This is a genomic window from Microbacterium sp. Z12_35 (genome assembly GCF_058310475.1).
This window is the reverse complement of sequence record NZ_JBZEGJ010000001.1, coordinates 522,721-536,417: the sequence shown is the minus strand read 5'-3', so window position 1 is coordinate 536,417 and position 13,697 is coordinate 522,721. Positions and strand designations below refer to the sequence as shown.

The 13,697-nt window shown below is 69.7% G+C and carries 13 protein-coding genes and 2 tRNA genes; 2 read left to right on the top strand and 13 right to left on the bottom strand.

What is annotated here, in order from left to right:
- Positions 1 to 41 precede the first annotated feature (41 nt).
- Positions 42 to 1,742: a long-chain-fatty-acid--CoA ligase gene (locus tag AC4FS1_RS02715; RefSeq protein WP_491152423.1), complete on the bottom strand. Its 1,701-nt coding sequence runs from the start codon at positions 1,740 to 1,742 to the stop codon at positions 42 to 44.
- A 147-nt stretch (positions 1,743 to 1,889) separates the two neighbouring features.
- A tRNA-Glu gene (locus AC4FS1_RS02710) sits at positions 1,890 to 1,962 on the bottom strand.
- A gap of 107 nt (positions 1,963 to 2,069) precedes the next feature.
- On the opposite strand from AC4FS1_RS02710, the gene AC4FS1_RS02705 reads away from it, so the two are divergent.
- Positions 2,070 to 2,708 carry an MBL fold metallo-hydrolase gene (locus AC4FS1_RS02705; protein ID WP_491152421.1) on the top strand — a complete coding sequence of 213 codons (639 nt, stop codon included), beginning with the start codon at positions 2,070 to 2,072 and terminating at the stop codon, positions 2,706 to 2,708.
- Positions 2,709 to 2,715: 7 nt separating this feature from the next.
- Here the strand turns inward: AC4FS1_RS02705 and AC4FS1_RS02700 are convergent, their stop codons facing one another.
- From AC4FS1_RS02700 to AC4FS1_RS02675, 6 genes are all read right to left on the bottom strand, one after another.
- Positions 2,716 to 3,492, bottom strand: a complete 777-nt coding sequence (locus tag AC4FS1_RS02700) for a hypothetical protein (RefSeq protein WP_491152419.1) — start codon at positions 3,490 to 3,492, stop codon at positions 2,716 to 2,718.
- Between the two features lie 23 nt (positions 3,493 to 3,515).
- Positions 3,516 to 4,178, bottom strand: coding sequence for a M23 family metallopeptidase (locus AC4FS1_RS02695; protein ID WP_491152418.1), 663 nt, complete (start codon positions 4,176 to 4,178; stop codon positions 3,516 to 3,518).
- An 88-nt stretch (positions 4,179 to 4,266) separates the two neighbouring features.
- Positions 4,267 to 4,338, bottom strand: a tRNA-Gln gene (locus AC4FS1_RS02690).
- Positions 4,339 to 4,407: 69 nt separating this feature from the next.
- Entirely contained in the window at positions 4,408 to 5,925 is a 1,518-nt protein-coding gene (gltX, locus tag AC4FS1_RS02685) for a glutamate--tRNA ligase (protein ID WP_491152416.1), read from the bottom strand.
- Positions 5,926 to 5,996: 71 nt separating this feature from the next.
- On the bottom strand, positions 5,997 to 6,401 hold the full coding sequence (locus tag AC4FS1_RS02680) for a DUF1761 domain-containing protein (RefSeq protein ID WP_491152415.1): 405 nt from the start codon (positions 6,399 to 6,401) through the stop codon (positions 5,997 to 5,999).
- Between the two features lie 2 nt (positions 6,402 to 6,403).
- Positions 6,404 to 6,811 (bottom strand): DUF6157 family protein, encoded by a 408-nt coding sequence (locus tag AC4FS1_RS02675; protein WP_491152414.1) that lies wholly within the window; start codon positions 6,809 to 6,811, stop codon positions 6,404 to 6,406.
- A 53-nt stretch (positions 6,812 to 6,864) separates the two neighbouring features.
- Here AC4FS1_RS02675 and AC4FS1_RS02670 point away from each other — a divergent pair, with 53 nt between their 5' ends.
- Entirely contained in the window at positions 6,865 to 7,713 is an 849-nt protein-coding gene (locus AC4FS1_RS02670) for a helix-turn-helix domain-containing protein (RefSeq protein WP_491152412.1), read from the top strand.
- On the opposite strand, the gene AC4FS1_RS02665 is transcribed toward AC4FS1_RS02670, so the two are convergent.
- The 5 genes from AC4FS1_RS02665 to AC4FS1_RS02645 form a co-directional block, all read right to left on the bottom strand.
- Positions 7,628 to 8,929, bottom strand: coding sequence for an MFS transporter (locus tag AC4FS1_RS02665; protein ID WP_491152411.1), 1,302 nt, complete (start codon positions 8,927 to 8,929; stop codon positions 7,628 to 7,630). The genes AC4FS1_RS02670 and AC4FS1_RS02665 overlap by 86 nt on opposite strands.
- Positions 8,922 to 9,686, bottom strand: coding sequence for a fumarylacetoacetate hydrolase family protein (locus AC4FS1_RS02660; RefSeq protein WP_491152409.1), 765 nt, complete (start codon positions 9,684 to 9,686; stop codon positions 8,922 to 8,924). Before AC4FS1_RS02660 ends, AC4FS1_RS02665 begins: the two co-directional genes overlap by 8 nt.
- Positions 9,687 to 9,868: 182 nt before the next feature.
- Complete coding sequence (locus AC4FS1_RS02655; protein WP_491152407.1) at positions 9,869 to 10,975, bottom strand: branched-chain amino acid aminotransferase; 1,107 nt, start codon at positions 10,973 to 10,975, stop codon at positions 9,869 to 9,871.
- A 52-nt stretch (positions 10,976 to 11,027) separates the two neighbouring features.
- Complete coding sequence (locus tag AC4FS1_RS02650) at positions 11,028 to 12,080, bottom strand: 3-isopropylmalate dehydrogenase (RefSeq protein ID WP_491152405.1); 1,053 nt, start codon at positions 12,078 to 12,080, stop codon at positions 11,028 to 11,030.
- Between the two features lie 26 nt (positions 12,081 to 12,106).
- Positions 12,107 to 13,639, bottom strand: coding sequence for an MFS transporter (locus tag AC4FS1_RS02645; protein WP_491152403.1), 1,533 nt, complete (start codon positions 13,637 to 13,639; stop codon positions 12,107 to 12,109).
- Positions 13,640 to 13,697 lie beyond the last annotated feature (58 nt).

Below are 13,697 nucleotides of genomic sequence, written 5' to 3'. Positions count from 1 at the left end.
CGAATCCGGGTCCCGGGGGCGAGGCTCCCTGTCCTGCCGGCCTAGGAGCGGGCGAGCAGGCGCTCCCGAACCTCTCGTCGCAGCACCTTGCCGATGAGCGAGCGCGGCAGGTCGTCCACGGCGACGATGCGACGCGGGACCTTGTACGCCGCGAGGTGCTCGCGGCAGTGGTCGCGGAGTGCCTCCACGTCGAGCTCCGCACCCTCGCGCAGAACGACGGCCGCTGCCACATCCTCACCTCCGCTGGAACGCGGAAGCGCCACGACCGCGGCCTCGGCGACGTCGGGATGGGTCTCCAGCGCGAACTCGACCTCCGTCGGTGCCACGTTGAAACCCCCCGTGATGATCAGCTCCTTGAGCCGGTCGACGATGGTGACGAAACCGTCGGGCGATACGGAGGCGATGTCGCCGGTGCGCAGCCATCCACCGGGAAGCAGGGTGGCGGCTGTTTCCTCCGAACGGTGCCAGTACCCCTGGAACACCTGCGGTCCACGAAGGAGCAGCTCGCCCGGCTCCCCCAGCGGCCGGTCGACGGCGGGGTCGTCGGGGTCGACCACGCGGATCTCCGTGCTCGGAAAAGGGACGCCGACGGTGCCCGGGCGCCGGGTGGGTCCCATGGGGTTGCCGAGCGCCACGGGAGACGTCTCCGTCATCCCGTATCCCTCGACGAGCAGTCCGCCGGTTGCCTCCTCCCACCTCTCGACCGTGGCGGTCGGCAGGCTCATGGCGCCGGAGATCGCGAATCGAACGCTCGAGAGGTCGATGGTGCCGCGGGATGCAGCGCGCGCGAGGCGGTCATAGATCGGAGGAACGGCGGGGAGGAACGTCGGTGGGCTCTTCTTCACCGCATCCGTCACCAGCTCCAGGTCGAACGTCGGGAACAGGACGAGCTTCGCGCCGATACTCATCGCGAACGTCAGGCACAGGGTCATCCCGTACGCGTGGAACAGGGGCAGGACGCCGTAGAACGTCTCGCGACCGTCGACCAGTCCGGGTACCCAGGCCCGCCCCTGCATGGCATTCGCGCGCAGGTTGGCGTGGGTGAGCATCGCGCCCTTCGGAGTGCCCGTGGTGCCGCTGGTGTACTGCAGCAGCGCCAGATCGGTGACCACCGGGCCGGCCACCCGCCGCGAGAGACGGCGCGAGGCGATGAGCTTCTTCCAGGCCAGCGGATGCCGCGTCTTCGGCGTGCTCGTCATGCGCTCGCGCGCTGCCCGCGCCTTCGGAATCGGAATGCGCAGAGCGAGCCGCTTGGCAAGAGGGAGGGCCTCGGTGATGTCGACGCTCACGATCCGATCGAGCGCCAGATCGGACGGGAACCCCGCGACGGTGTCGTACACCTTGTCCCAGACGATCGCGAACCGCGCGCCGTGATCCTCGAACTGATGACGGAGTTCGCGCGCGGTGTAGAGCGGGTTGTGCTCGATCACGACCGCACCCAGCCTGAGCGCCGCATAGAAGGCGACGACGTGCTGCGGACAGTTGGGGAGCACGAGGGCCACCCGATCTCCGCGCCGAACGCCCATCCGCCGCAGGCCTTCCGCGGCGCGCTCGATCTCCTCGCCGAGCCGCCGGTAGGTCGTCACAGCTCCGAAGAATTCCAGCGCCGGCCGTCGCCCGAACGCGCGGACGCTCGCGTCCATCATCGCGGGGAGCGTCTGCGTGGGTTCCTCGATGTCGGCGGGAACGCCGTCGGCATAGGAGGAGAGCCAGGGACGAGACTCGTACGGATTGGTGGACATACCCTCATCCTCCCCCGCGGTCGCCTCGCCGGGACAACCGCGCTCCCGGGGTTGCGCGCGCCTCCGAGGCGAGCTAACGCGCCCCGGCTCTTGCCTGGGGGAATACGGAAGAAGCCCGTCCATCCGGACGGGCTTCTTTCCCTGTTGTGACCCCAGCGGGATTCGAACCCGCGTTACCGCCGTGAGAGGGCGGCGTACTAGGCCTCTATACGATGGGGCCGTCGACAACCGTTCGATTATGCCATGCACGCGGGGAGGCGGCCAAATCGGGGGCGACCCGGCGAGGGGTGGTTGCCCGGCGGCTCACGGCGCGGTTGACTCGGCCGTATGCGAGTGACGAAGTATGAGCACGCGGCCCTCCGCGTGGAGGTGTCGGGCAAGCATCTGATCATCGATCCGGGGGTGTTTACCACTCCACTGACCGACCTCGGCGGCGTGATCGGCGTCGTGGTCACGCATGAGCACCCCGACCACTGGACGGCCGAACACCTCGACCGCATCCGGAAGGCGACCGGGGGTGTCCCCATCTTCGGTCCCGAGGGCCTCGCACACGCCGCGCCGGGCCACGACATCACGGTGGTCGCGCCCGGCGACACCGTCGAACTCGAACCGTTCCGTTTGGAGTTCTTCGGCGGTCGGCACGCCGTGATCCACGAGTCCATCCCGGTGATCGACAACGTCGGTGTGCTCGTGAACGGCGCCTTCTACTACCCGGGCGATTCCTACGCCGTACCCAAAGGCGCGGATGTACAGCTCCTGGCCGCCCCGGTGGGGGCTCCGTGGCTCAAGATCGGCGAGGCGATGGACTTCGTCCTCGCCGTGCGCCCACGACGTGCGTTCGGCACCCACGACATGACCCTGTCCGTAGCCGGCCGCGATATGGGGCGCGCACGGCTGCAGTGGGCCACCGAGCAGCACGGGGGCGAGTTCCTCGCCCTGGACCCGGGCGACAGCGCGGACATCTGACCCCGGCTCAGCTCTCCCCGGATGGCGGGCGGATCCAGACGTGCACGCGGTCGCTGTGGTGGGAGAAACGGAGGAACGTGTTGGGGGGAAGATCACCGAAGACGTTGGCGCGCATCCCGCGCCAGATCCGGAGATCGATCGTGGGATCAAGTCCACGGGGCGTGCAGTTCACGCCGAGGATGCCGTACCTCTCCGCTTCGATCACGAGGCATCGCTCCCCCGACGCCGCCACCACCAGCCAGATCTGAAGCGCCTCGTAGGCTTCGAACCTCTGGACCTCGTCCGCGGTGACGTCCGCCGCATCCAGGAACCCCTGTCGAGCCAGGCGCTCCGCATCCTGCCCGGCGGGAATGCGCCCCAGAGACATGTCGGATCCGGGTGCCGAGAGCTGGGAGACGCCCCACACGAGCACGGCCGTGAGGGCGACGGCGAGGACGGCCACGAGCCACGGCTTCCGGACCCGGCCGAACCCTGGCGGAACCCGGCGCGACCGTGCCCCGGTCCCCTCTGACGCGGCACCGGTGTCGCCGATGTCATCGGCGGGAGCGTCGGCGAGGGTCCCCCCAACCTTGGGTCGGTCCCCCCGCGGGGACGATGGAGCGGATGCGGTCGGTGCCGGCACCGGCGCAGGCATCGCGCCCGCGCGGTGCAGCAGCGCTTCGAGAGCCTCCAGCCGAGCGACGGCGACAGGGTCGGCGGCGATGTCGGGCCTCGGGCCGTACGCCCGGCGACGCAGCGCGGCGAGCTCCCGAGATTCCTCAGGACTCAGCGCCGTTGCGTCCATGCTTCATTATCGCCGCGTGCGGGTCACTGACGAGGGGGTCTGGTGCCGATCACGGTGCCGTTGCGTGGGAGCCGGCCACCGAAGGAGATCGGGAGAGGGCGCGCCCGACGGGGGTCCCCATCGTCCATCGCCTGAAGGTGAATGTGCGGCTCCGTGCTGTTACCGGAATTCCCGCACTCCCCCACCTCCTCACCGAGAGCGACCTCGGCGCCCACCGCTGCGTGGACGCTTCCCCGCCGCAGGTGGCACACCGCCACGAGCACGTGAGGACGCGCGGCGATGATCACATGGTTTCCGGCTGCGGATGCCCACCCCTGTCTGACGCGCCGCGTCTGCGTCAGTGCGTACCAGAGCGAGGGGACGCCACGGTAGGTCGCGTGGTCAGGGTCGCCATCACGCAACGCGACGATTCGGCCGGCGATCGGCGCCAGGATCGGCCGCCCGAACCCCGGGAAGGACTCGGGCGACTCCGGGCGCCACAGCGTCTTTGCGCGCACCGGTGCCGTCCGACCGCGATCGTCCACGGGCACGAGGTCGATCGCGTACGCGGTGGCGAGAAGCGTCGTCCCATGGCTGGGAACGCGATCGGCCGGGCTGTTCCGCACGAGCCAGAGACCTGGGCCCGGCAGCGCCACGTCCACCGCCCGCGCCGGACCGGGTCGATCAGGGGGCCGCTGATGGAGCATAGGTCCAGTGTGACCCGCTCCTCGCCGGAGAAAACTAGAAGCCCGGGGGTATCCGCGCTTCTGCGAATTTCCGGGCTGCTTCGTCTTGCTGGGGTACCTGGACTCGAACCAAGAACAACGGTACCAGAAACCGCCGTGTTGCCAATTACACCATACCCCACCGGGTCACAGCCGAAGCCGTGCCGACGATCCAGTCTAGAGGACAGCCGGACCCTCGCCAAACCGGCGGCTACCGCCCGAGGCGTTCCACCAGCGCTCCCAGGCGACGGATGCTGACCGCCTTTCCCAGCAGCTCCATGGACTCGAACAGCGGCGGCGACACACGGCGGCCGGTGAGAGCCACGCGGGGCGGACCGTAGGCGACGCGGGGCTTGAGCCCGAGCTCCTCGACCAACGCCGTGGACAGCGCCTGCTGCACGGCTGCCGCGGTGAACTCCGCCTCGGGGACGAGCTCCAACGCACCGACGGAGGCGACGAGCACCTCGCCGGCATTGGCCGGGAGCGACTTGAGGGCGTCGTCTTCGTACGCGACCTCCTCCACGAAGAGGAACCCGAGCATCCCCGGAACCTGCCCGAGCAGCTGAACGCGTTCCTGCACCAGGGGCGCCGCCGCGGTGATGATGGCGGTCTGCTCGGGCGTGGGGATCGCGTCGACCAGGCCGGCGGAGGCCAGGTAGGGAACGATGCGTCCGGCGAAATCAGCGGGCTCCAGCATCCGGATGTGGTCACCGTTGATGGACTCCGCCTTCGTCTGGTCGAACCGGGCCGGGTTCGGGTTGACGTCGGCGATGTCGAAAGCGGCGACCAGCTCGTCGAGGGAGAAGACGTCGCGATCGGGCCCGATCGACCACCCGAGAAGGGCGAGGTAATTCAGGAGGCCCTCGTGGACGAAACCCTTCTCACGCTGGAGGAACAGATCCGCCTTCGGGTCGCGCTTGGAGAGCTTCTTGTTCCCGGTCTCCCCCAGGACCAGCGGCATGTGGCCGAACCGGGGGACGAAGTCGGTCACGCCCGCGTCGATCAGCGCCGCGTACAGCGCGAGCTGGCGGGCGGTGGAGGGCATGAGGTCCTCGCCGCGGATCACGTGCGTGATGCCCATGAGCGCGTCATCCACAGGGTTCACGAACGTGTACAGCGGCACTCCCCCGGCGCGGACGACCACGAAGTCGGGGAAGCTCCCGCCGGGAAAGGTGACCTCGCCGCGGATGAGGTCGACGTAGGTGAGGTCGTGGTCCGGCACGCGGAGTCGCCACGCCGGCTCGCGGCCCTCGGCGCGGAAGGCGGCCTTCTGCTCGTCGGTGAGGTGCCGGTCGTGATTGTCGTAGCCGAGCTGCTTCGCGCGGCCGTTCGCCTCGTTGCGGGCGTCGATCTCTTCGGCGGTGGAATAGCTCTCGTACACGGCGCCGGATGCGACGAGCTTGTCGAGCACGTCGCGGTAGATGTCGTGCCGCTGCGACTGCCGGTAGGGCGCATGGGGGCCGCCGACCTCGACGCCCTCGTCCCAGTCGATGCGCAACCAGCGGAGAGCGTCCAGAAGCTGGAGATAGCTCTCCTCGCTGTCCCGGGCGGCGTCGGTGTCCTCGATGCGGAAGATCAGCTTGCCGCCGTTGTGCCTCGCGTACGCCCAGTTGAACAGGGCCGTGCGGATGAGCCCGACGTGCGGCAGTCCTGTCGGAGACGGGCAGAAACGGACGCGGATGTCGCCGCCGGAGGCGGTCGTGGTACGGGGGTGGGGCGTGGCAGGCACCCCCCGATCCTAGTCGCCGCATCCACCGCCTCCCGCTGAGCGCCGGGGGGAGGCGCGGCGGCCGGCCGTGCTCAGAACAGCCCGATGACGAACCCTCCGAGCGTACATCCCACCAGGTGGTATCCCCCCGTGATGGCCGCGAACCGATAAGGCTGGGGTGTGTGCGGCGTCAGGGCATTCGTGGTGGACGCCGCCGCGATCGCCAAGCCGACCCCCGCGCCGACCGCGGCAGACATCAGAACCCCGTCGGCTCCGGCCAGTGCGGCGAGAGCCGCCACGGCACCCGTGCTGATGGCGGTTCCTGCCAGTGGCACGGTGTAGTAGGCCAGGGGGAACCGGTCGGTGTCGTTCGCGCGGTCGTAGCCGATGGACCGGTCCCAGGCGCGACCGAAGAAGGGCGTGAACCACAGCGCGCCGAGCGCGTAGTAGACGATCGCGGCGACGGCGACGCCCCACCACGTGATCTCCCCCGTCACCCTCAGGCCCGCCGCGAACGCATCGCGGACTTCTGGCTGAGATCCGGCCGGGCGATGAGCCGTTCGTAGTCGGTCGTGCCGACCCCGTACACCGCCACCCGCCCGTGCGCGTCGTGGTGCGTTCCCCACCCGTACCGCTTTCCGAGCGGCGAGGCGCGCAGGCACGCCTGTTCTCTCGCCCAGAAGCGCTCGCGCTCGGCGTCGAGCTCGTCGGCGCGGATGCCCTTGCGTGTGGCATGCACCGCGAAGAGGATGTCGTCCGACGTCATCGCGTAGGGATGCGCGGCGATGAGCTCGAACTGCAGCGTGGCAACGGTCGGCGTGCCCGCCGTGAGCGGAGGAATCTCGGCGCTCGACACCCGGCAGTCGGGGGCGACCGCGATGAACGTGTTGAGGTAGTTGGTCGTCACCCTCTGATGCTCTCGACAGCCGGCCCCGCTGTCTTGGAGAATTGCGCCAGATCATGGACGCCCGGACCCGACGCATAGACGACAGCGAACGGTCGGGGGTGCTCGTGCCGTCGAATCTCACCCGGTTCCGGGCCGAATGGGTGCAGCCGGCGGCCGCCGTCCGCGACGTCGTGGACACCTACTGGGCCGTCAACTGGCAGCTCGCCCCCGCAGACGCGGTCGAGCAGCGGATCGTGGACTTCCCGGCGGTCACCCTCAGCATCGAGGAGGGCGATGTGCCGGCGCCCTTCGTCGGTACCACGGTGCGGCCAGGCGCATGGTCGCGGGTCATCAGAGGCCGCGGCGCCGTCTTCGCGATCCGGTTGCGGCCGGCTGGCCTCGCGGTGGTGTCTGATCTCGACGTGCGTGCGATGGATCACGAGCAGGAGATCACTCCCGAAGTGGACGACCGGGCCCACCGCCTCCTGAGCGCGGTCTCACGGGCTCACTCCGTGCCCGACCGCGCATCGCGGGCGGATGACCTTATTCTCGGGATGTTGCGAGAACGAAGCCTCAGCGCAGCGCAGCGGCTGGCGAACGTTGCCCTCGACGCGCTCACCGCGAGCCCCCGGGTTCGGAGGGGCAGATCGATCGCTGCCGAGATCGGGACGAGCGAGCGCACCCTGCAACGCGCTTTGCGCTGCACGATCGGCCTCGGACCGAACGACGTTGCGCGACGCATCCGGCTTCAGGAGGTCGTTCGTCAGCTGTCACTGCCGGACGCCGACGCGGCGGCCACGGCCGCCGCTCTGGGATACGCCGATCAGGCGCACCTCATCAACGAGTTTCGGGCGGTGGCGGATACGACGCCGGGGCGCTACGTCCGCGATCTCCAGCGGTCGATGCGCGCTCTGCACGGCTGAACGGCAGCCCCGCGCACACGGCGGCGACCAGGACGAGCGCGGTCAATGCGAGCCCGCCGTAGCCGATCCACGTCAGGACCACCCCGGCGATGATGGCGCCGGCGGCGCCCACCATGCTCATCGTGAAGTCGCTCAGCCCCTGCCGGCGGACGCGGGACGAGGCGGCGGACGCCTCCGTCAGAAGCGCAGACCCGGCAACGGTCGTGGCGCTCCAGCCGAGCCCCAGCACGACCAGCGCCGTCGTCACGGCGGGCATGCTGTCCGGTGCGGCCGCGGCGAGGACGAGGGATGCGGCCAGGAGCGCCTGGCCGATGAGGATGGTCGCTGCGCGCCCTACACGGTCAGCCAGGAAACCGAACACCGGGGAAAGCGCGTACATCCCGGCCACGTGGAGGCTGATGGTGAGCCCGATGATCGACAGGGTGGCGCCATGGTGCAGCAGGTGCACGGGAGTCATGGCCATCACCGAGACCATCGTGGCGTGCGCCGCCGCGACGGCGAAGATCGCGTACCGGGCGGCGCGCGGGTGGTCCTCGTTCGCGACGGCGGCGGCGGGGGAACCCTCGGCCGCGCGCACGGCGAGTCGCTGGGCCAGGAGCAGCGGATCGGGGCGGAGACCGACGAGGTACACCACGACCGCCAGGAGCTGACCCACCACGGTGAACACGTAAGGACCGGTGAGCTCCGGCATCCCCAGGAGCCCCCCGAGCACCTCACCGGGCCCGACGAGGTTCGGGCCGAGGACGACGCCGATCGTCGTGGCCCAGACGACCATCGACAGCGCGCGACCCCGCGATGCATCCGACGCGAGGTCGGTCGCGGCGAATCGCGACTGGAGATTGGACGCTTGCCCTCCCCCCACCAGCGCGAACGCCACCAGGAGAAGGGGAAAGGCTCGTGCCGCGGTGGCGACGATCACCAGGAGCACGCCCGCGAGAGCCACCAGCATCCCGGTCGTCAGGCTCAGCCGGCGGCCGCGGCGGCGCGCGAGTCCCGCCAGGGGGATCGCGACGAGCGCGGTACCGAAGGTGATCGCGGCGGTCGCGAGTCCCGCGAGGGATTCGTCGCCGGAGACGTCGGCGGCCAGCAGGACGCCGAGCGACAGCGTGGCTCCGAACGCCACGCCGCCGAGGATCTGGGCCGCGGCGAGCACCGCGATCGTACGGCGCTGGATGCGGGCGAGGTCGGTGTCCGCGGGGACCGAGGAGTCAGGCATCCCGCGCGGTATTGCGCAGCACGCCGATGCCGGAGATCTCGACCTCGATCGTGTCGCCGGCACCGAACGGGCCGACGCCGGCGGGCGTACCCGTGAGGATGACGTCTCCGGGGAGCAGGGTGAAGGCGGCGGACGCGTAGGCGATGATGTCGGCGACCGAGTGGATCATGTCGGTGAGCGGAGCCTGCTGCTTCACGTCACCGTTCAGGCGCGTCGTCACGGTGGCCGAGGAGGCGTCGAACTCCGTCTCGATCACCGGGCCCAGCGGGCAGAACGTGTCGAAGCCTTTGGCGCGCGACCACTGGCCGTCGCTGCGCTGCAGGTCACGCGCTGTCACGTCGTTGGCGACGGTGTAGCCGAAGACGTAGTCGAGTGCTCGCTCGGCCGGGACGTTCTTGGCGATACGGCCGATGACGGCAGCCAGCTCGCCCTCGAAGTGGGTGTTCTGCGACTGCGACGGCCGCACGATGACATCGCCGGTCCCGATGACGGCGGTGTTGGGTTTGAGGAACAGCAGCGGCTCGGCGGGGGCTTCGCCGCCCATCTCGGCGGCATGGTCGGCGTAGTTCTTGCCGACGCAGACCACTTTCGACCGCGGAATGACCGGCGCCAGGAGAGCGGCGTCTCCCAGGGGCACGCGCTCCCCGGTGGGCTCGAACCCGGCGAACATCGGGTCGCCCGCGAGGACGACCAGGTCGTCGTCGTCGACGATGCCGTAGCGGATGGCGTCCTGGTGGCTGAACCGCGCGATCTTCACCCGTCCACCCTACCCAGCCGCTCCCGCCCTTCCACCCTCCCCCGGCCCGTCCGTCCCGCGCGTCCCGCTCCCCCGAGCCGCGAGACTGCACGCACGCCACGAGACCCCATCCATCGGACGCGGTCCCGTGGCGGAGACGCAGTCTCGCGGGTCGCGGGTCGCGGGTCGCGGGTCGGGTCAGGTCAGGCGTCGAGGCGCGTGAGCCAGTGATGCCGGTCTTCGGCGCGGCCGTACTGGATGTCGGTCAGCTCCTGGCGCAGCTCCAGTGCGAGCGTGCCGGTCGGCTGCACGTCGATGAAGTCGCGGCCCTTCAGCATGCCGATCGGCGTCACCACGGCTGCGGTTCCGCAGGCGAAGACCTCGGTGATGTTCCCGGATGCCACGCCTTCGCGCCATTCGTCCAGGGAGACCGAGCGACCCTGCACCTTGTGGCCGCGGTCCTTCGCGAGCTGGAGGAGCGAGTCACGGGTGATGCCCTCGAGGATGCTGGGCGACTCGGGCGTGACGATCGTTCCGTCCTTGAAGACGAAGATCACGTTCATCCCGCCGAGCTCCTCGACGTTGCGCTTCTCGTCGAGGAAGACGACCTGGTCGCACTCGTGCTCGTAGGCCTCCGACTGCGGAAGCAGGCTGGAGGCGTAGTTGCCTCCGGTCTTGGCGGCGCCCGTGCCGCCGCGGCCCGCACGCGCGTAGTCCTCGCTCAGCCAGATCGACACCGGCTGCACGCCGCCCTTGAAGTACGCGCCGGCCGGGCTCGCGATCAGGTAGTACGCCACCTTGTTCGCGGGTCGGACGCCGAGGAAGGCCTCTTTCGCGAACATGAAGGGGCGGAGGTAGAGGCTCTGGTCATCGCCCGAGGGCACCCACGCGCCATCCACGGCGATGAGTTCCCGCAGCGACTGCAGGAAATACGCGGCGGGGAGTTCGGGCAGCGCGAGGCGCCGGGCGCTGCGCTGCATCCGACGGGCGTTCTGGTCGGGGCGGAACGTGTGGATGGATCCGTCGGCGTGACGGTACGCCTTGATCCCCTCGAAGACCTCCTGGCCGTAGTGCAGCACCGCTGCCGCCGGATCGAGGGAGATGGGTCCATACGGCGAGACCCGCGGCCGGTGCCATCCGCCGCGGACCGACCAGCAGATGTCCACCATGTGGTCGGTGAAGTTCGTACCGAACCCGGGGTTGGCGAGGATCTCCTCGCGCTGGGCCGGGGACTTCGCGGCAAGGTTTCGCGTGACGGCGAACTCGAGGGGCTCGAGTCCGGTGTCGGGGTCGCTGTCGATGAGAGTCATGTTCGTCCTGGCGGGTTAGGGAGCAGGGCGTCGGTGCGCGCTGGGCTTCAGACTACGCCTGGAGCCGCGCGACGATGGCGTCGCCGATCTCCGACGTGGTGCGGGCGGAGCCGCCCCGGGATGCGATGTCCTCCTCGACCGCAGCGGTGACGCGGTCGGCCTCCGTGGACAGCCCGAGGTGATCGAGCAGCAGCGCGACGGAGAGGATGGCGGCGGTGGGGTCGGCCTTCTGCTGTCCAGCGATGTCGGGCGCCGATCCGTGCACGGGTTCGAACATCGAGGGGAAGGCGCCGTCGGGGTTGATGTTGCCCGAGGCTGCCAGGCCGATACCACCGGTGACGGCGCCGGCCAGGTCGGTGAGGATGTCTCCGAAGAGATTGTCGGTGACGATCACATCGAAACGGCCCGGGTCGGTGACCAGGAAGATCGTCGCGGCGTCGACGTGCAGGTAGTCCACGGCGACGTCGGGATGCTCCGCAGCCACGGCGTCCACGATCCGCTTCCAGATCCCGCCGGCGTGCACGAGCACGTTGGTCTTGTGCACGAGGGTGAGCTTGTGCCTCCGCCGCCCGGCGAGCTCGAACGCGTATCGCACGACGCGTTCCACCCCGAAGGCCGTGTTGACGGATGTCTCATTGGCGATCTCGTGCGGGGTGCCCCTGCGGATCGACCCGCCGTTGCCGACGTACGGGCCCTCGGTGCCCTCCCGGACGACGACGAAGTCGATTTCGCCCGGATCGGCGAGCGGGCCCGGGGCTCCGGGGTAGAGCTTGGACGGGCGCAGGTTCACGTAGTGATCGAGTTCGAAGCGCAGCTTCAGGAGCATCCCGCGCTCGATGTTCGCGTCCTTCAGGCGCGGATCGCCCGGGACCCCGCCCACAGCCCCGAGGAGGATCGCGTCGTGCGCCTTGATGGCGTCGAGGTCGTCGTCGGTGAGGGTGTCGCCGGTGTCGAGGTAACGGGCGGCTCCGAGCGAGAAGGTCGTGCGCTCGAAAGCCACGTCACGACCGTCCGTGGCGGCGTCGAGCACCTTCACGGCCTCCGCGACCACCTCCGGGCCGATGCCGTCGCCCGGGATGACGGCAAGCTTGACGACACGCGACATGGCACTCCTAGCGAGGATCGGGCGCGTCAGGACTTCGCGCCGCGGGGTCCTCCCAGGCTAGCGGCCGCGATGACCCCGGCCAGGACGATGAGCGCCGCGCCGATCAGGGCGGTGACCACGACCCCGGAGTCGAACGCGTGCGCGGCGGCCTCGTGGAGCGCTGCGCCGACATCCGGTGGGAGCGACTGGGCGGCAGCGACCGCTCCGGCGAGTGTCTCGCGCGCCGCATCCGCTGCGGCGTCGGGCACCCCGGCCGGGATGACGAGCTGCACACGGTACATCGCGGTGAGGATGCCGCCGAGGACCGCCGTTCCCAGAACCGCTCCCAGCTCGTAGGCCGTTTCGGATACGGCGCTCGCGGCGCCGGCCTTGGCCGAGGGTGCACTCGAGAGGATGAGCTCGTTGGACACCGTCTCGGCCGCGCCGAGACCGATCCCGAGCGCGACGAACGCGCCGATGAGGGCGGGTAGATCCCCGGTGGCGAACGCCACGACGAGGTAGGCGACGACGGAGAAGACCAGGGCAACGGGCACCACGATCTGTGGCGGGAAACGTTTGGCGATCGGTACGACGAGGAGCCCGGACGCGATCATGGCGGCGAGTCCGGGCAGCAGCGCGAGTCCCGCCTGCAACGGCGAGAGTCCGACCACGAGCTGCAGATGCTGCGCGACGAAGTACAGGAAGCCGACGAGCCCCACAACGCTGAGCAGATTGACGAGGATCGCCCCGGAGAAGGTGCCGCGGCGGAAGAGGCTCATGTCCAGCATGGGCGAGTCCAGCCGCAGCTGCCTGCGGACGAAGAGCACGCCGAAGACCGCACCGACCGCGAACATCCATGGCGCAGGGCTGAGGATGCCGTGCACGGCGAGCTCCTTGATGCCGTAGACGATCGGGACCATGGTTGCCAGCGACAACAGGATGCTGAGGACGTCGATGCGACCCGGGCTCGGGTCTCGGCTTTCGGGCACGAGGAGGGGCGCGAGGATCAGCAGCGGGACCAGCACGGGTACGGCGAGTAGGAAGACCGACCCCCACGAGAAGTGCTCCAGCAGGAATCCGCCGACGATCGGGCCGAGGGCGGATCCCGCCGAGAAGCCGGTGGCCCAGATCGCGATGGCGATGCGGCGCTGATCACGGTCGCGGAAGATCGTCCGCAGGAGCGAGAGGGTCGAGGGCATCAGCATCGCGCCGAAGACGCCGAGGAGTGCCCGCGCGGTGATGAGAAGCGCCGCCGTCGGGGCGAACGCCGCCAGCGCCGAGACGACGCCGAATCCGGTCGCGCCCAGGAGCAGCATCCGCTTGCGGCCGAACCGGTCGCCCAGCGATCCCATCGTGACAAGGAGGCTGGCGAGCACCAGCGGGTACGCGTCGATGATCCAGAGCTGTTCGATGCTGGTGGGCGCGAGGTCGAGGGCGATCGCGGGGAGCGCGAAGCTCAGCACCGTGTTGTCGACCGAAACCAGGAGGACAGGCAGCATGAGCACCACCAGGGCCACCCATCCGCGCCAATCCGCCCGGATCACGGGAAGGGTCGAGGTGGTGCTTGTCGTTTGGAGCATGAGTGCCTTTACTTAACCGTCCAGCCGGTATAGTAACACGTGCCCCCCGCCCTCTCCC